This window comes from Streptomyces sp. NPDC006372, from assembly GCF_040612515.1.
Taxonomy (GTDB): Bacteria; Actinomycetota; Actinomycetes; order Streptomycetales; family Streptomycetaceae; genus Streptomyces.
In genome coordinates, this window is sequence record NZ_JBEXQJ010000012.1 from 75,615 (window position 1) to 94,133 (window position 18,519).

Annotated in this window: 10 protein-coding genes and 1 pseudogene; 10 read left to right on the forward strand and 1 reads right to left on the reverse strand. The window is 75.3% G+C overall.

Features of this window, described 5'->3' with window-relative positions:
• The 9 genes from ABZ016_RS19930 (at position 1) to ABZ016_RS19970 (ending at position 14,073) form a co-directional block, all read left to right on the forward strand.
• Positions 1–1,068 (forward strand): contractile injection system protein, VgrG/Pvc8 family, encoded by a 1,068-nt coding sequence (locus ABZ016_RS19930; RefSeq protein ID WP_356917949.1) that lies wholly within the window; start codon positions 1–3, stop codon positions 1,066–1,068.
• Complete coding sequence (locus tag ABZ016_RS19935; RefSeq protein WP_356917950.1) at positions 1,065–1,640, forward strand: phage baseplate assembly protein V; 576 nt, start codon at positions 1,065–1,067, stop codon at positions 1,638–1,640. The genes ABZ016_RS19930 and ABZ016_RS19935 overlap by 4 nt, the downstream gene beginning before the upstream one ends.
• 6 nt (positions 1,641–1,646) lie before the next feature.
• Positions 1,647–1,991 (forward strand): hypothetical protein, encoded by a 345-nt coding sequence (locus tag ABZ016_RS19940; protein ID WP_356917951.1) that lies wholly within the window; start codon positions 1,647–1,649, stop codon positions 1,989–1,991.
• Between the two features lie 40 nt (positions 1,992–2,031).
• Entirely contained in the window at positions 2,032–2,415 is a 384-nt protein-coding gene (locus ABZ016_RS19945; protein WP_356917952.1) for a GPW/gp25 family protein, read from the forward strand.
• Positions 2,416–4,929, forward strand: a complete 2,514-nt coding sequence (locus ABZ016_RS19950; protein WP_356917953.1) for a hypothetical protein — start codon at positions 2,416–2,418, stop codon at positions 4,927–4,929.
• Between the two features lie 55 nt (positions 4,930–4,984).
• Positions 4,985–7,531: a baseplate J/gp47 family protein gene (locus tag ABZ016_RS19955; RefSeq protein WP_356917954.1), complete on the forward strand. Its 2,547-nt coding sequence runs from the start codon at positions 4,985–4,987 to the stop codon at positions 7,529–7,531.
• Positions 7,528–9,801: a hypothetical protein gene (locus tag ABZ016_RS19960; protein ID WP_356917955.1), complete on the forward strand. Its 2,274-nt coding sequence runs from the start codon at positions 7,528–7,530 to the stop codon at positions 9,799–9,801. Before ABZ016_RS19955 ends, ABZ016_RS19960 begins: the two co-directional genes overlap by 4 nt.
• A 78-nt stretch (positions 9,802–9,879) precedes the next feature.
• The gene (locus tag ABZ016_RS19965; RefSeq protein WP_356917956.1) at positions 9,880–13,476 is read left to right on the forward strand and encodes a DUF6519 domain-containing protein; all 3,597 of its coding nucleotides are present in this window, start codon (positions 9,880–9,882) and stop codon (positions 13,474–13,476) included.
• A 48-nt stretch (positions 13,477–13,524) separates the two neighbouring features.
• The gene (locus tag ABZ016_RS19970) at positions 13,525–14,073 is read left to right on the forward strand and encodes a carboxypeptidase-like regulatory domain-containing protein (protein ID WP_356917957.1); all 549 of its coding nucleotides are present in this window, start codon (positions 13,525–13,527) and stop codon (positions 14,071–14,073) included.
• Positions 14,074–14,424: 351 nt separating this feature from the next.
• On the opposite strand, the pseudogene ABZ016_RS19975 reads toward ABZ016_RS19970, so the two are convergent.
• Positions 14,425–14,529: pseudogene (locus tag ABZ016_RS19975) on the reverse strand (IS5/IS1182 family transposase); the annotation flags it as partial.
• Positions 14,530–14,798: 269 nt separating this feature from the next.
• On the opposite strand from ABZ016_RS19975, the gene ABZ016_RS19980 reads away from it, so the two are divergent.
• A complete protein-coding gene (locus ABZ016_RS19980) occupies positions 14,799–18,251 on the forward strand; it encodes a SpoIIE family protein phosphatase (protein WP_356917958.1) in 3,453 nt (1,150 codons plus the stop codon).
• The last annotated feature ends 268 nt before the right edge of the window (positions 18,252–18,519 follow it).

Here is an 18,519-nt window from a genome sequence, read left to right on the forward strand (position 1 = left end):
GTGGCACACGGGGCGGCGGTGCTCGTCGGGGGAGCGCGGGACGACGAGTTGACCGAGGCGGCCGAGATCGAGGTGGACCAGCGCCTGGGCGAACCCACTCGCTACACCCTCACGCTGCCCGTCGGCATCCGCGGCGGCGACTTCCCGCTGCTCACCGACGCCCGGCTGGGACCGGGCGCGGACATCGCCGTGGTCGCCGCCGCCGGTGGACGGCGGGCCTGCCTGGTATGGGGGCCGGTCACAGGCCAGCGCGTCACCCTGGTGCGCGGCGGCGCCGGATCGGTGCTGCGCGTCGACGGCGCCGACGCCTCGGTGGTCATGGCCCGCGAGGACCGGGCCGAGGTGTGGGCGGACGTCAGCGACAGCGCGGCGGTGTCCGCGGTCGCCGCCCGGCACGGCTTCGCCGCCGACGTCCGCGACACCGGCAACGTCCACCCCGCCGACGGCCACGCCCTGGTGCAGCGCGAACCCGACCTGGCGTTCGTCGCCCGGCTGGCCCGCCGCAACGGCTGCGTGGTGTGGCTGACCAGCACCGAGGAGGGCGCGCACACCCTGCACTTCCGCCCGCCCCCGGTCGACGGCGACCCCGAGGCCGAGTTGTCGGTCACCGTCGAACCGCCGTCCGTGGAGGTGCTGGAGATCGCCTGGGACGCCGAACGCCCCACCGCCGCCTCCGCGTCCGGCCTGGACCCGCGCTCCAAGCAGGTGCTGGACGGGGCGCCCGGCGACGTCCTGCCCGCCCGGCTGGCCGCCACGCCGTTCGCCCGGATCGCCGCGGGCGGCCCACGCACCGTGTGGGTCAACGCGGTCGCCGACGACACCGCCGACCTGCGCGCCCGGACGGCCGCCGAACTCGCCGAGAACGCCTTCTTCGTCACCGCCTCCGGAAGCACCACCACCGCCCTGGCCGGACGCGTGCTGCGCGCCCCCTCGGTGGTGCGGGTGCGCGGTGCCGGGTCCCGGCACAGCGGGCGGTGGCTGTGCGCGCGGGTGCGCCACGTCATCGGCGCCACTGCCCACACCATGCACTTCGACCTGGTACGCGACGGATGGGGGGAGCAGACGTGATCGGACGGCGCGATCCGCTGGAGGAGGTGCTGGAGTACCTGTACTCGCACTTCTTCGGCAAGTACCGGGGCACAGTGACCGACAACGAGGACACCACCGACCGCGGGCGCGTCCAGGTGACCGTGCCGGCGGTGCTGGGCGGGCAGAAGGTGTGGGCGCTGCCGTGCGTGCCGTACGCCGGGGCTGGCGTTGGGCTGTACGTGCTGCCCGAGCCCGGGACCGCGGTGTGGGTGGAGTTCGAGGGCGGCGACCCGTCGTACCCGGTGTGGACCGGGTGCTTCTGGGCGGACAGCGAGCTCCCGCACACCGAGGGGGCCGCGGTCAAGGTGCTGCGCACCGCCACGTCCGGGCTGCGGCTGGACGACGACGCGGGCGAGGTGCGCCTGGACAACGACCGCGACGCCGCCGTGGTGCTGGCGGACACCGCCACCGTGCAGGCCCCCGCCGGGGCCGCGACCGCCCGCCACGTGGTCGGCGGGTCCGGCGTGCGCAGCGAGTCCGGAAGCGGCGGCTCCGTCGCCGTCGACGGCACCTCGGTCACCCTCAACGACACTGCCCTGAAGGTGAGGTGACATGCGGTGGCAGGACACACCCTGACCACGGCCTCGGCGCTGATGTGCCCGCACGGCGGCACCGTGACCGCGACCGCCGCAACCGCGCCCACGGTGCACATCGCGGGCGCGCCCGTGGTCACCGCCGCGGACGCCTTCACGGTCGGCGGGTGCCCGTTCCAGATCCCGGCCGCCCCGCCGATCCCCAGCCCGTGCGTGGTGGTGCAGTGGACCGTCCCGGACGCCCGTACCACCGCGCAGGGGGCGCCCACCCTGTCCGAGTCGTCGGCGGGGATCTGCCTGGCGGCCACCGGCGTTCCGCAGGGGCCGGTGCAGATCGTCTCCACGCAGTCGCAGGTGGAGACGTCGTGAGCCGCCGCCCCGCCGCGCGCCCCACCCTGGGAGCCGCACCGTGACCACACCCGCGCGCCCGCCCGCACTGCGCTTCCCGCCCGTCCTTGACCCCGCCGACGGGACCCTGGCCCGAGAGGCGGACGAGGCCGCCCACGTCGACCAGTTGATGCGGCAGGTGCTGCTCACCGACCCCGGGGAACGCGTCAACCGCCCCGACTTCGGCTGCGGTCTCCGGCGCATGCTGTTCGCCCCCAACGACCCGGCCGCCGCCGCGCTGGTGCGCGTCGTGGTGGTCGAGGCGCTGGAACGCTGGCTGGGGCAGCTCGTCCGCGTCGACGACGTCGAGGTGCGCACCGGCGGCGACCGCGTCGAGGTCACTGTGTCGTACCTGCTGCGGGCCCGCGGGGAACGCCGCTTCCTCAACGTGGAGGTGGGCGCGTAGATGGCTGCCGCACCCGACCGCCGGGCCGTCCTGCTGGCTCAGGACCAGGTCACCGGGATCGACTTCGTGCACGTCCACTCCTCGCAGACCACCCTGGACGTGTACTTCCTGCGTCCCCCGGAGACCCTGGCCGTCCCGCTGCCCGGGACGCTAGGCGACGCCGCCGTGCACCTGCTCGACACCGCCGTCCCCGCTCGGCTGCCCGCCGCCGTCGCCGGCTGGCCGGTGCTCGGAGGGCGCACCGTGCTGCGGCTGACCGTGCCCCGCCCGGGCGGGTTCGCCGCGCACCGACTGCGGCTGGACGACCCCCGCCTCGACCCTTGGTCCAACGACGTCGAGTTCAGCTTCAAGGCCGCCTGCGAGAGCCCGTTCGACTGCGCCCCCGCCCAGGCCCCCTGCCCACCGGGACCCGAGGTCGACGCCACCGTCGACTACCTGGCCCGCGACTTCGCCGGGCTGCGCCGCGCCCTGCTGGACTTCGCCGCCGTCTACCACCCCGACTGGACCGAGCGCTCCGAGGCCGACATCGGCGTGATGTGGGCCGAAATCGCCGCCGCCGTCGGCGACGACCTCGCCTACACCCAGGACCGTTGGGCCCGCGAGGCGCACTGGCCGACCGCCGTGCTGCGCCGCTCGGTACGCGGCCACGCCCGCCTGGTCGACTACGAACTCGACGACGGCGCGGGCAGCACCACCTGGGTGGACGTCACCGTCACCTCCGGCTCCGGAACCGTCACCGTGCCCACCGGAACCCCCGTCACCAGCACCGACGGCAACGCCAAGTTCGAGATCGGCCGCGGGCTGCACGACCCCCGCACCGGCTACCCGGCCGCCGACGCGCGCAACGCCTTCACCCCGCACGTGTGGGACGAGGACGACACCGAACTGCCGTGCGGCGCCACCGCCCTGCACCTGGTCGGCCACCACGCCGCCGCCCTCGCCTTCGACGACCCTGAAGACCCCGTCTCCGCCGGGCCGTCCGGCGGCGGCGCGGTCGGCGGCGTCCCCACCGGCTTCGGCAACGGCGGAGGCACGCCCGCGCCCGGCCTGGCGGAGCCGGAGGCCGTACCGGGCACCTGGCTGCTGCTGCGCAGCGAACGCTCCGCCGACCCGGGCGCGCCCATGGCCCCCGTGCAGGTGTGGCCGGTGCGCGTAGTCGAAGCCCGTGACATGCGCGACCCCGTGCTGGGCACCGACCTGACCCTGATCCGCTGGGAGAAGCGGCACGCCACCCCCTTCCCGCTCGACCTCACCGCGCTCACCGTGCGCGGCAACCTGCTCCCGGCCACCGCCGGGCGCACCGAGCGCGTGGACTTCGCCGTCGGCGCGGACGGCGCCGCTCCGGCCGAACTGCCGCGCACCGTCGAACGCGAGGGCCCGCAGGGCACGGTGTGCCACCGCTTCACCCTGCCCGGCAGCGACACCACGGTCCTGGCCTGGCTGGACACCACCGCCGGGCCGTCGCGCCCCGAACTGCTGCTGGACGAGACCGGCTCCGACGGGGTGCCGCTGCCGCACTCGGCCTGGCGGTGGCGGCGCTCCCTGCTGGGCGTCAACTCCTCACTGCCCACCGACCCGCACATCACCCTGGAAGACGGCGCCTGGCGGCGGGTGGCCGGATACCAGGTTCCCGGCGGGGAGCTGGTGCACCGCGACCTCGCCGACGGGCGCGGCGCCACCGTGCGGTTCGGCGACGGGGAGTTCGGCGCCGTGCCCGCCGACGGCACCCGGTTCCGCGTCACCTACCGGCTCTGCCGGGGCGTACGCGACGACGTGCCCGCCGACACCCTGGTCCGCCTCGACGCCCCCGGCCTGCCCGTCGACGCCGTCACCAACCCCGTCCCGGCCCACGGTGGCCGGGACCCCCAGAGCCTGGACCAGGCCCGCCTCGACGCCCCCGACGCCTACCGCGCCGTCACCTACCGCGCCGTCCGCCCGGAGGACTACGCGGAGGCCGTCGGCCGCCTGCCCTGGGTGCAGCGCGCCGGGGCCACCCTGCGCTGGACCGGCAGCTGGCTGACCCTGTTCGCCACCGCCGACCCGCTCGGCTCCACCCGGTTCACCGCCGCCCAGCGGGCCTCCCTGGACCGCCAACTGGACCTGTTCCGGCAGGCCGGGCGGCAGACCGCCGCACGCGACCCCCGCTACGCCGACCTGGACCTGGAGGTCACCGTGTGCGTGAAACCCGACGCCTACCCGGCACGGGTGCGCGCCGACGTGCTCCAGGCCCTGGTGGGCACGGCTCCGCCGCCCGCTCCCCAGGCGTTCTTCCACCCCGACCGGTTCACCTTCGGCACCCCGCTGTACCGGTCCCGGCTGGAGGCGGCGGTGCAGGCGGTGCCGGGCGTGGCCGAGGTGCTGGGGGTGCGGGTGCGGCGCCGGGACCGGTTCGCCTGGCGGGAGTTCACCGATCTGGTGCTGCGGGTGGCCCCCGAGGAGGTGGTGCGGGTCGACCAGGACCCGGCGCACCCCGACCGGGGCTCGCTGCGGGTGCTCACCCGGGGCGGCGTATGACCGCCGCCGACCGCCACCGCCCACGCCCCGCACGTCCGCCGAGGAGGACGCCCCGATGACCGCCGCCCCCGCCCTCCCCGTCCACCCCCTGGACCTGCCCGAGGCCCGCAGCGGCCTGGCCCGGCAGCCGGGGACGTTCGCCGACCACCGCCGCGCCCTGCTGGCCACCGCCGCCGCCCGGCCCGCGCTCGCCGGGTGGCGTGGACGCGGGCCGCGGGACCCCGGCGTGATGCTGCTGGAGTTCTGGGCGTACGTGCTGGACGTCGTCGGGTTCTACGACGAGACCCTCGCCCACGAGGCGTTCGTCCGCACCGCCCGCCGCCCCGAGTCGCTGCGCGCACTGGTCGCCCTGCTCGGCGCCACCCCCCGGCCCGCCGTCGCCGCCTCGGTTACCCTGGCCGCGTACGCCGACGGCACCGAACCGGTGCTGCTGCGTGCCGGGACCGCGTTCCGCTCCGCCGCGTTGCCCGACGGTGGCCCCCCGCAGGTCTTCGAACTCGACGCGGACACGGTGATCCGGCCGAAGTGGAACGGCTGGACGCTCGCGCCCTGCCGCCCGGATCGGCTGCCCGGCGCCGCCGGGCCCACCGTGCTGCTCGACCCCAAAGGCGTCGCGCTCACCGCGGGCGCGCCCGTGCTGGTCGCGCACCCCGGCGGGGCCAGGGCGCTGCGCGTCACCGCACTCGGCCACCGCACCGAGGCCGACGGCGTCCGCTACCCCACCGTCACCTTCGACGGCGACCCCGGACTGCCCGCCAGGACGGCGCTCGCCGACATCACGCTGCTGCGCCCGACCCGCACCGCCGGGCTGTGGCGCGGGCCCCGGCTGGGCGGCGACCCCGCCGTGATCAGCTCAAGCGGCGGCAAGACCTCCCTGGTCCTGGACGGCCTCCACCGCGACCTCCACATCGGCGACCGGGTGATCGCCGGCCGCGGTGGCGACCTGTACGCGTTCCGGATCGCCGACGTCGACGAGGCGCCGCGCAGCGTGCGCGCCGCCACCACCACCCAGTTCAAGGACGCTGACGGCAAGGTGACGGGCAGTGTCACCAGCCCCGCCACCACCGTCCCGGTCACTGTGGTCACCCTCGACGGCGCCCTGCGCACCGGCATCAGCCAGAGCGTCTCCGCCGTCCTGTCCCTCGCCGTCCGCACCGCCGCCCCGCCCGTGGAGACCGTGCTGCACACCGGCCTGACCCCGGCCGCCCGGATCACCCTGCCCACCGCGACCGGGATCCGCGCCGACGACGCCCTGACCGTCGATGGGCCGGTGGCCACCACGTCCACCGGGCCCTCCGCCGTTCTTCAGCCCGCGCAGCACCCGCACGCAGCCGTCTCCGCACTCGCCGCCAAGGGCGCTCCGGGCGCCGCAGCCTCTTCCGCCCGCGTCGCCGACGCCCTGCGCCGCCTGCGCCGTACCCTCCCCGCCGCCCCGGCCGCGCCCGCGCTCCCCGGCCGCTTCCTGCTCGCCCCCGCTTCCGGACCCGGCGTCGACACCACCGGCCGCCTCGACCCCGCCACCCGCACCCTGACCCCGGACCGGGACGCCGCCTGGACCGGCGAACTCCCCGCCCCCGTCACCGCACACGGCAACCTGCTGCCCTGCACCCGCGGCGAGACCGTCGACCACGAGGTCCTGGGCACCGGCGACGCCACCCGCCCGCAGCAGCGCTTCACCCTGGCCCGCTCCCCGGTCACCCACCGCGCCACCCCCACCGGGGCGCGCCCCGACCTCGACATCCGCGTCAATGGGCGGCTGTGGCGCGAGGTCCCCACCCTCTACGGACTGTCCGGCCATGAGGAGGTGTACCTCACCCGCCCCGGCCCCGACGGCCGCACCGACGTCGTCTTCGGCGGCCCCCCGCGCTGCGCCGCACCACCCACCGGGTCCGTGATCACCGCCCGCTACCGGGTTGGGGCGGGCGCCGCGAGCCCCCCGGCCCGCTCGATCACCCAGATCGTCCGCCCCGTCCCCGGACTCGCCCAGGTCCGCAACCCGGTCGCCGCGACCGGCGGCGCCGACGCCGAGAGCGACCAGGACCTCCGCACCCGCGCCCCCGCCTCGGCACTGCTGCTCGGCCGCGCCGTGTCGCTGGCCGACATGGAGGCCGCTGCCGCCGGCGTGCCCGGGGCTGTCGGGGTGCGCGCCGGATGGCGATGGAGCGCGACCAGGCAGCGGCCGGTCGTCCGCGTCGCCTACATCGGGCCGCCCGAGCTCGCACCCGTGCTGCTGCGCACCCTGCGCGCGCTGACCGACCCGACAACCCCCCTGGAGGCCGCGCCCGCCATGCCCGCACCGCACCGCCTGGCCCTGCACCTGGCCCCCGACCCCGCCGAGGACCCCGCCGCCGTGGCCGCCGCCGTGCGGGCCGCACTGACGGCCGGGCCGCGCGCCCCGCTGGCCCCCGCGACGCTGGGCGTCGACGGACCGCTACGCCGCAGCGCACTGTTCGCCGCCGTGCTCGCCGTGCCCGGGACGGTCGCCGTGCAGGGCGCGACCGTGGACGGGGCGCCGTTCACCGCACCCGCGCTGGCGCCGCCCGACGGCGGGTGGCTGGACCTGGTGGACCGCCTCGATGTGCACGCGGCGGCCGCCCGATGAGCGCCCGTCCGCCGCGCGACGACTACGAGCGGCTGCACACCGAGCTGCTGTGGTCGCTGATCCCCGCGGTCTACCGGGACGCGGACGGCGGGGAGACCGGGCCCGGGGTGCTGCGTGCCCTCGCCGAGGCGGTGGGGGCCGACCTGGCCGCCGCCCGCCGCAGCGTCGACCGCCTGGGCGAGGACCCGTTCGTGGAGCGCGCCGACGACTGGGCCGTGCCGTACCTGGCCGACCTGGTGGCCACCCGGCTGGTTTCCGCGCTCAACCCCCGCGGACGGCGCGTCGACGTCGCCCGGACCATCCACCGGCGCCGCCGCAAGGGCACCGTGCGGATCCTGGAGGAGCTGATCGCCGACCTCACCGGGTGGGACGGCGTGGTCGTCGAGATGTACCGCCGCCTGGGACGCTTCGCCCACGCCCTGGACCCGGTGCCCGGCCCGCCGCCGGGCCGCTCCACCCGAACCCCGGCCGGCGGCCTCGCCGACCTGCGCTCCGTACGCGGCGCCGAACTCGCCGACGGGCCGTTCGACGAGTACCACCGCACCGCCGACCTGCGCCGCCCCCGCGACGGCACCGTGCCCGGCCGGGCGGGCCGCCACAACGTCAACCGCCTAGCCGTGCACCTGTACCGGATCCCCGCCTGGCGGATCACCGGCAGCGAACCCGGCACCCCGCCGGGCGCCCCGGACGCCCGCGCCCGCACCTTCGACCCGTCCGGCCGCGACGTCCCGCTGTTCCAACGCCGCAACCGGCCCGACGACGTCGACCAGTGGCGGCCCGCCCGGCCCTGGGAGACCGCCGCGCCGATGCGCTGCCGGGTCCTGGGCGACGCCGCCTACACGCTCACCGAACGCGGTGTCGCCCAGGTCCGAGACGCCGCCGGGCTCACCGACGCCGTCACCGCCGACCTGCGCCGCCTGGTCGGGCGCCGCCACGACGGCGAGGCCGCGCTGCGGGCCTCGGTCGCGCTGCTGCCCGCCGCCAGCTCCGCCGTTCTGCTCGGCGCCGCCTGGCAGGCCCTGCTGGCGGCAGCCCTGGCCGGCGACTGCGGCAAGGCCGGGCTGCTGCCCACCTCGCTGAGCGTGCAGTCCACACCGCCCATCGCGGTCCCCACGCACCGCATCACGGCGGGGGAGCTATCCGGATGGGCGAGCCCGGCAGCCGGGGTGCGGCTGGTCGTCGACCCGGAGCGCGGGCGGATGCTGTTCCGGGGCGCCGCGCCCGGGCAGGCCCTGGCCACCACCCACCACATCGGGTTCTCCGGGCCGGTCGGCGCCGGGCCCTGGGACCGCTCCGCCGGGCAGCTGCCGGCGGACGCGACCGCGTCCGGGGGCGGGCCGTTCGTAGCCGTCCCGCCGCCGCCCACCCCGGCCCCCGCGCCGGGCGCGCTGCCCGACTCCGGGGTGGTCCGGGTCGCCGACAGCCGCACCTACACCGCGCTGACCGGTGGAGCGCCAGTACGGGCGCTGGCGCTCCAGGCCGCCGACCGGCACCGCCCCTACGTCTCGCTCGGCGCCGACGTCGTGTGGGAGGGCGCGCCCGGCGGTGACGCGACGCTGCTGCTCGACGGCCTGTGGTGGGGCGCCCCGCTGGGCGCGCCGGTCGCCGTGACGCGGCTGCGGGGCAGCTTCGCCCGCGTCGTCCTGCGCCACACCACCCTCGACCCGGGGGCGCCCCCCGTGCCCGGCCAGACGCCCGACCCGGCGCCGGTGGCGCTGGTCATCGAGGGCGACGTCGACACGCTCGAGATCGACCGCTCGGTGTGCGGGCCGGTGGCCACCGCGTTCGGCGGACGCCTGGGGACCCTGGTGCTGCGGGACAGCGTCATCCACGACGTCGCCGGAGGCACCGCGCTGAACGCCCCCGATGCCGAACTCGACGCCGCCCGCTCAACGGTGGTCGGCGGCATCGTCGTCAACCGGATGCGCGCCACCGAGCTCCTGGCCGCCGGGACCGTCACCGTCACCGACACCCAGCACGGCTGCTTCCGCTTCGGCGCGGCCGGACCCTGCAGCCGCCTGCCCCACCCCTACCGCTCGCACACCCTCGCCTCGACCGCGGGCCTGTTCACCTCGCTGACCTTCGGCGACTCCGGATACACCCAGCTCGCCGCGTCCGCGCCCCAGGCGGTGGCCCGGGGCGCCGAGGACACCTCGCAGATCGGCGTGTGGTCCTCGCTGCGGGAGGCGGTACGGCTGGACGGCCTGCGGTCCAAGATCGACGAGTACGCGCCGTTCGGGCTCCTACCGCACTACGTCCTGGAGACCTGACGCTGTATCACCCCCCGGCTCCGTCCCCCCAAGTCCGTCCCACCAACCCCAGCGACAGAAGCAGGAGCGACCAGCACCGTGGCTATCGACCTGTCCCGCGCCGGCCACGACCGGCGCAAGCAGTACCAGGGCACCCGGATGCAGATGGGCCGCGTGCTGCTCGACGACGACCTCAACACCGGCGCCGAGATCGCCGAGGACGACCGCCGCCGCGCCCTCGCCGACGTCATCGGCGCCTGCGGCACACCCGACGGAGGGTTCCTGCCCACCAATCCCGTCGTCGGACCGGACGGCCTCGACTTCACCCTGGGCGCCGGGATCCTCTACCTCGGCGGGCTGCGCCTGGAGACCGACGGCACCGAGACCTTCCGCGCCCAGGACGACTGGCTCCAGCAGACGCCCGCCGACCGGCCCGGCGCACCCGCCGCCGAGGGGAACGCACGCCACGACCTGGTGTGGATCGAAGCCGTCCTCCAGGACGTCACCGCAGTCGAGGACGCCGAACTCCAGGACGCCGCCCTCGGCGCCTGGGACACCTCCGCCCGCACCCGGGTGGTGCGCCGCGTCCGGATCACCCCCGACATCGGCTCGGCCCGCTGCGAGGACGGCTGGGCCCGCGTGGTCAAGAACCTGGGCGTGGGGGTGGGGCCCGATCTGGAGGCCGTCGGCGACACCACACTCACCGTCGGGTACGACCCGGCCGCCGACACCGACTCGCTGTGCTCGCCCTCGGTCGCAGGCGGCTACCTGGGCGCCGACAACCAGGCCATCCGCGTCCAACTCGTCGGCGACGGACACGCACTGACCTGGGGATACGACAACAGTGCGCCGCTGTACCGGGCCAAGCTGTCCACCGACGCCGCAGGCGCCCGCACCGTGGTCACCCTGCTCACCGAGCCGCCGGACCAGGCGCACTGGCCCACCGCCGGACAGGTCGTCGAACTCCTCCCGTGGGCGGCCGTGCTGCCCAACGGGGAGAAGATCGCCGAACGCACCGGGCTGCTGGCCCGAGTCCAGGGCTCCTACGACCCCGACACCCTCACCCTCACCCTGGACACCCCGGCCCCGGCCGACTTCGGCGCCGCCTGGCGCACCCGTCCGGACGCGGCGGCGCTCGGGGAGGAGTTCATCTACCTGCGGGTGTGGAACCGCGGCGCCGACACCACGTCCCCCCTGGCCCTCACCTGCCCCGACGGCACCGCGGTCCCACTGGCCCACACCGGGCTGCACGTGACCGTCGCCGGCAACCGCCGCACTGCGGGCGAGCACTGGATCATCGCGGCCCGGCCGCACACCCCGACCCAGGTGCTGCCGTGGCAACTCGAGGAGGGGCGCCCGCCGCACGGCTTCCGACGATGGGTCGCGCCACTGGGCGTCATCCGCTGGGAACCGGGCGCGGCGACCGGCACGCTGGTGGACGACTGCCGTCCGTCGTTCGACCCGCTCACCCGGCTGGGCGGCTGCTGCACCCACACGGTCGGCGACGGCGTCGGCAGTCACGGGCAGTTCGCCGACATCCAGCACGCCATCGACCGGCTTCCGCCGGAGGGCGGGTCGGTGTGCGTGCTGCCCGGACGCTATGTCCAACGGTTCGAGATCCGCGACCGCAGCGGGGTGACCGTGCACGGGTGCGGGCCGCGCACCGTCATCGAAGCGCCGGACGGTGACGGCCCCGTGGTGGCCGTCACCGACGCGCAGGACATCACGCTGGAGTCCTTCACCGTCGAGAGCCGTGACGCCGTCGGCATCGCTGTCACCGATACCAGCGGCGAGGCGGTGATCACCTCCGGCATCACGCTGCGCGACCTGCTGGTGCACTCCGCCGCGCGATCGGCGGTCACCGTGAACCGGGTCGAGGGGCTGCGGATGCTGGACTGCCGGGTGGAACTCCGCCCGCTGGGACCACCGTTCGGGACGCCGCTGGGCGCCGGGGAGCCCGGCGCGGGCGCGGACCCGGGGGTGTTCGTGCGCGGCACCGACGTCCTGGTGGAGGGGTGCACGATCACCGCTCCGGATCCGGAGCGCTCCCCGGGCCTGTTCGGGGGGATCAGGGCGGTCCGGCTGCGGCTGCCGCTGGGCGGGCTCCAGATCGGCGGGGGTTCGCGGCGGGTGGAGATCCGCCGCAACCGCGTCGAGGGCGGAAACGGGAACGGCATCACGCTGGGCAGCATCGTGTGGGTCCCGTCGGAGGACATCCGGCTGCTCACCGAGAACTACGCGGCGGCGGTGCGCCGGGCGATCAGGCTGGGCGGGCTGTCGGTGGTGGTGGACGAGAGCGGATGCCTGCACCTGAAGCCGGGGTCACCCCAACGGCCGCCCGCCGGGGGGCCGGAGGGCGTCGTCACCTGGACGCCGGTCGCCCAGGGGCGCGTGCGCGATGTCCGGATCACCGGGAACCGGATCGCCGCGATGGGCGGCAACGGCATCGCCACCGCCGACTACCCGCCCGACACCGTGGGCGCCGGTTACCTCCAGGACGCCCTGGTGGACGACAACCGGATCGAGAGCTGCCTGCGGATCGAGGCCCAGCCCTCGGACGACCCCCGCAGCGCGCTCGGAGGGATCACCTTCGGCGAGGCGCACACGCTGACCCTGCGGGACAACCTGGTGCGGGGCAACGGCACCTCGTACGACCACCCGGTGTGCGGGGTGTTCGTCGGTGCCGCGGAGACGGTGATCGTCGAGAACAACCAGATCCTGAACAACGGACGCTGGGCCCGGCAGCCGGTGCCCGGCTACCGGGCGGGGATCGCGGTGCGGCGGGCGACCACCTGGCTCGGGGACGTCGGCGCGGACGACGAGCGCCTTGAGGCGCCTCCGGCCGCCGTCGTCCGGGGCAACACCGTGGTGCACCCGTCCGGGCGGGCGCTGCTGCTGATCGCGGAGGGCGCGGTGTCGGTGACGGACAACCTGCTCGCCGGGACCGCGCTGCCGCAGCCGCAGGAGGTGCGTTCCTCGACCGCGCGGCTGTCGACCAGCGCCGAGGTGTTCCGGGCACGGGCCGCCGCACTGCGCGAGGCCGCCGCCCTGGAGTCGGCGGCGGGGGCGCGAGCGGCGCGGGACGAGTTCGACCGGTACATCGCGAGTTCGCTGGGGTCGGCGGTGTTCCTGTTGGACGCGACCCCGTCCAACCCCGGCGGGGGCGGTACCCACGGCGCCAGGGCGGCCGGGCCCGGGTTCCGGCTGCACGCGGTGGGGGCGACGGTGGACCGGCCGTTCGCGGCGGGGGCCGTGGCGCGGGCCGCCGTCGAGGGCGCTGGGCCAGTGCTGTTCGCGGCGAATCGGGTGCGGCTGGACGCATCGGAGGCCACGGCCGTGCAGAGCACAGCGGTGGTGGCGGGGCGGGACGACGTGGGGGTGGCGGACAACCTGGTGGAGTCGGCGTCCCTGGCGCGGCCGTCGTTCGGGAGCCTGCTCGGCGGGAACATCGTGCGTGTCACCGGCAACCGCCTGCGGGAGGCGCCTGGGACCGCCCAGCTCTCCGCGCTGGTGTCGGGAACGCTGAACACCACCGCGCTCAACCAGTCGACGCACTGCATCCAGGTGGGCGGAACCCTGGTCGTGAACCGCGACAACCTGTCCGAGGCGCAGCTGAGTAATCCCGAGGCGTGTGCGCCAGCCCTGCGGGGCGTGGACCCGGCGCGGCTGACTGGGGCTCGGCCCCGCCCGAAGTAACCCCCGTCCCGACTCCGTCCCGTCGTACCGAACCTGAGGAGCCCCGCCGTGCCCGAACCCACCGGCCTGGAAAGCGCCCTGGTCGACGCCGTCGCCGATCTGGACGTGATCAGCGTCGCCGCCCTGCTCACCGCCGCCGAGGACGACCGGCGGACCCTGGAGGCGCTCGCCGTGGAGCGGGCGCGCTGCGAGGCCGACGGCGACACCGAGGGAGCCGAGGAGCTGGCCCGGCGGACGGAGCGGCTGGAGCGGCGGCGGGCTGCGGAGGTCGCAGAGGCGCAGCGGGTGCTCACGCCGTTGCCGGAGCCGGTGGACGAGGCGGAGGTGGTGACCGGGCGGGTGACGGACGCGGAAGGGCGCGGGGTGGCGGGGGTCACGGTGGAGGTGCGGGACGCGGCGGGGGAGGGGCTGGCGACAGCGACGACGGACAACACCGGCGGGTACGCAGTGACCGTTCCCGCCGGGCGGGACGCGGACATCGTGCTGCGGGTAGTGCGGGGGAAGACGGTGCTGTTCGAGGACGGCAGCCCGGCGCGGGCACGGCCGGGGCTGGTGGCCTGGCGGGAGATCGCCGTCACACCACGAGGCAAGCGCTGACGTCGGTGGCCACGGGCCCCTGGCAGCCCGGCCCGGGCCCGCCCCGCGAGCGGCCCACGGTGGTGCGGGGTGGCCCCCGCCCTGACGCCCGCCCCTTACTGATTCGCCGCTGTGGGTGTTTTCGCGCAGCCGGGCGATCGATGCGGCTGGACAGCACCACCTGTCCGGCACAGACCAACGGCCCGAGTCTGTCTGCCCGCTCGAAGGTCGCCGACACGAACTCGGCGCTGTGATTGAAGGTCGCCTTTGACGATGGTGAGCGCGAGGCGGAGTCGGGTGCGGAGTCGACGAGTCGGCGTATCCGCTGTCGCCCACACCAGGGTGATCCTGCGGTGGAGTTCACACAGACGTTGCCGCAGCGGCCCGGTCCTGGATGCTCGCGGCGGTGACCAGCATCACCAGCACCAATCCGAGGCAGTCCACGGCCTGCCCTTTGCGGCCCGCCACCGTCTTCCCCTCGCCCTGGCCGACAGCGTCGGCGCCGACGCTGTCGGCCACCCACAGGATCTGCGAGTCGATGATCGCCGCCGACGGCGCACGCTTGAAAGTTTATACTTCCGAGAAAATCGGAGCTTAGACTGATTTAACCGCGCAATTTTGGCAGGAGTGTAGCCAGAACCGTCGGATCCGGCGTCCGTTCTGCCCGAAGGTCCGCAGCGAGTGGCCGCCGGCAGCCTTCGGAGGGCGCGGGCGGATCACATAGGCGCCAGGAGGAAGACTTCTCGATGACCCGGCCCGATGACCCGCGCACCGCGGCGGCCCGGATGTTCGCCGAGGCCGGTGCGTTCGGCGAGCTTCTGGCCGGGATCGAGTGGGCGGCGACGCCGCTCGGGCCCCCCGAGTGCTGGCCGGGGCCCCTGGTGGACACCCTGCGCCTCATGCTCACCTCTGAGCACGGTATGGCTCTGTACTGGGGCCCCGAGTTCGCCACGCTGTACAACCTGGGCGCCGCCCCCATTCCCGGCGCCAAGCATCCCTGGGCGCTCGGCAAGCCGTATAAGGAGGTGTTCCCCGAGGTCTGGGCCCCCGTGAGCTCCCACTTCCACTATGTGACCGACACCCGCCAGTCCCTGCTGATCTCCGATGAGCCGCTCATCATGGAGCGCCACGGTTTTTTGGAGCAGTGCTACTTCGACTCCTCTTTCCAGCCCGTGCTGCTGGACGACGGCACCGCCGGCGGCGTGCTGCAGATCCTCACCGAGACCACCGGCCGGGTTCTGGGCGAGCGCCGGCTGCGCCTGCTGAGCGAGGCCGGCGCCCGCACTGCCGGGCTGCCCACGCCGGGCGAGGTCGCCCGCGTCGTCGCGGAGGTGCTGGGCTCCTATCCCGAAGAGATCCCGTTCCTCAGCCTGTACCTGGCCTCCGAGTCGGGGATGCTGCGGCCGGCGGCCTCCGCCGGGCTCCAGCCGGCGCCCGAGGCCGTCTTGCCGATTGCGGCCGACGGGTCGGAGGCCGCGGCCCGGCTGGCGCAGGTGGCCGCCGACGGTGCCCCTGCCACACTGCCGGCCGCCGCGCTCACCGGCGGCAACACGGCCGGGCAGCACGCCGCGGCATCCTGGCTCCCGGTCGAGGAGGCGCTGGCTCTGCCGCTGGATTGTGCGGGGCAGGTGGGAGGCGTCCTGGTGGTGGGCGCCAACCCGTGCTTCCCTCCGGCCGGGACCTACCGGGACTTCTTGGAGGTGCTCGCCGCCGCCGTTGCCGGGGCGCTGACGGCCGCGCTCGCCCACGACGAACAGCGCCGGCGGGCGGAGGCGCTGGCCGAGCTGGACCGAGCCAAGACCACCTTCTTCGCCAACGTCAGCCATGAACTGCGCACCCCGCTCACCCTGCTCCTGGGCCCGCTCCAGCAGGTTCTGGCCGACGAGGACCGGCCCGAACGCCGCGAGCAGCTGGAGCTGGCCGAGCGCGGCGCCCTGCGCCTGCTGAAGCAGGTCAACACCCTCCTGGAGGTTGCCAGGGCTGAGGCCGGGCAGATGCGCCCGGCCCTCGAGCCGGTCGACCTCGCCCGTGCCACGGCCGAGCTGGCCGGGGTGTTCCGCTCCGCCTTCGAGGCGGCCGGGCTGACGCTGGAGGTGGACTGCCCGCCGCTGCCCCGGCCGGTGTCCCTGGACCGGGAGATGTGGGAGAAGATCATCCTCAACCTGCTCAGCAACGCCCTGAAGTTCACCTTCACCGGCGGCGCCCGGGTGCGGGTGGCAGCGGTCGGCGCCCGGGCCCGGCTGACCGTGACCGACACCGGCACCGGCGTCCCCGCGGACGAGCTGCCGCGCCTGTTCGAGCGCTTCTACCGGGTCCGCGGCGCACGCTCGCGCTCTCACGAGGGCAGCGGCCTCGGCCTGGTGCTGGTGAAGGACCTGGTGGAGGCGCACGGCGGCACCGTCGGTGTGGACAGCCTGCTCGGCGAGGGCACCTGCATCACCGTGGACCTTCCGTTCGCCGCCGCCCACCGGCCCCGCCCGAACCCGGCCGCGGACAGCGTCGGATTCCCCGGGGAGACCCTCAGGGAAGGCGGAGGCGGCCGGTCCGGCCGCGCCGCGGCCTATGTGGACGAGGCGCTGGGCTGGCTGACGGCTGACCTCGTCCCCGCCGCGGCGAGCCCCCCGGCAGACACTCCGCCCGCCCCAGCGACCCACGATGCCCCGCCCGCCCCCGCGACCGACGGCCCCGGCCCGCACGAGACCGACCGCCCCCGCCGGGCCCGCCTGCTGGTCGTCGACGACAACGCCGACATGCGCGCCTACCTCACCCAGCTCCTGGACCCCGACTACGACGTGCTGCTCGCCGCGGACGGCCGGGCCGCCCTGGAGACGGCCCTGGCGCAGCCGGTGGAGCTGGTGCTCAGCGACGTGATGATGCCCCGCATGGACGGCTTCGAGCTGGTCCGGGCGCTGCGCGCCGACCCGCGCACCGCCCGCCTGCCCATCGTCTTGCTCACCGCCCGCGCCGGCGAGGAGGAATCCGTGCAGGGCCGGCAGGCCGGCGCCGACGACTACCTGGCCAAACCCTTCTCCGCGCGTCAGCTGCTGGCGCGCGTCCGCACCGGTTTGGAGCTGTCCCGGCTGCGCGAACAAGTCCTCACTGAGACCCGCAACCAGCTGGCCGTGCTGGGCTCCCTGGCCGAGGCGGGCCTGCGGCTGTCCGCCACCCTCGACCCGGACCAGATACTGCGGACTGCCGGCCAGATCCTGCTGCCCGACTTCGCCGACCAGATCAGCATCCACCTCACCGCCGCAAAGCCCGCCCCGGCCCAGTCGCCCCCGGCATACATCGCCGGCGCACCCCTTCTTGCCCGCGAGGCCCTGGCCAACGCCGCCACCCACGCGATCAACGGCACCGCCCCGACCCCAGCCGGCCCGCACCCGCCGCCCGCCTCCATGCTGGCCCTGCCGCTGCACGCCCACGACCAGACACTGGGCGCCCTGGTACTGGTCCGGCACACCGGCTACTCCGCGGTCGAGCGCAAGTATCTGGAGAACCTCGCCCACCGCCTGGCCCTGGCCTACGACAACGCCACCCGGTACCACAACGAGCGCCGCCTCGCCCTGACCCTGCAACGCGCCCTGCTGCCCCACCGCCTGCCCCAGGTACCCGGGGTGCGCCTGGCCACCCACTACCGGGCAAGCAACCGAGGCGCCGAGGTCGGCGGCGACTGGTACGACGTGCTCGCGCTGCCCGACGGCGCCGTGGGGCTGGCCATCGGCGACGTCATGGGCCACGACGTGGAAGCCGCCATCGTGATGGGCCAACTCCGCTCCGCCCTGCACAGCCTCGCGATGGAGGGCGCCGGCCCGGCCCAGGTGCTGGCCAGGCTGGACGCCTACCTGCAGTCGCTCGCCGCCGAACGCTTCGCCACCTGCCTGTACGCGGTCTACGACCCACACCGCCACTGTCTGCGCTACGCAGCCAGCGGGCACCTGCCGCCGCTGCTGGTATCCACCGACACCGCCTACCTGGAGCTGCCCCCGGCGCTGCCGCTGGGACTGGGCAGCACCCCGGTCGACCGCGACGTGGCATTCCCGCCCGGCACCAGCCTGCTGCTGTACACCGACGGCCTGGTGGAAAACCGGGCACTGTCCCTGGACGACTGCCTGGCGGCCCTGTGCCAGACCTGCGGCGCGCTGCCCGCCGCCGCCCGCACCGACCCCAGCAGATCACCGAACGGGCCCTGGAGCTGCTGAACACCCCCGACCGGGTCGACGACGACACCGCCCTGCTCGCCATCACCGCCGAACCATCGTGTCGAACCGGCGACCCGCAAGCTGACGGAAGTGCCATACGACCGACCGCTACTGCTCGTAGTCACTGCTGACGAAGTGTCTTCACTGCTAACAGAGTTGCGGATCCTGGAATGGCCCGACCGAGTGCTCGACGGGTTGGCTGGAGGGCCAGTCTGGCGGCAGGTGAGACCTGGTGGTACGGGGATACACGCCAACGTGTCCGTCACTG

Bases quoted from the DNA above. Each gene is read 5' to 3' on its own strand.
- ABZ016_RS19950 (WP_356917953.1), top strand. From the start codon at position 2,416: ATGGCTGCCGCACCCGACCGCCGGGCCGTCCTGCTGGCTCAGGACCAG.
- ABZ016_RS19955 (WP_356917954.1), top strand. From the start codon at position 4,985: ATGACCGCCGCCCCCGCCCTCCCCGTCCACCCCCTGGACCTGCCCGAG.
- ABZ016_RS19960 (WP_356917955.1), top strand. From the start codon at position 7,528: ATGAGCGCCCGTCCGCCGCGCGACGACTACGAGCGGCTGCACACCGAG.
- ABZ016_RS19980 (WP_356917958.1), top strand. From the start codon at position 14,799: ATGACCCGGCCCGATGACCCGCGCACCGCGGCGGCCCGGATGTTCGCC.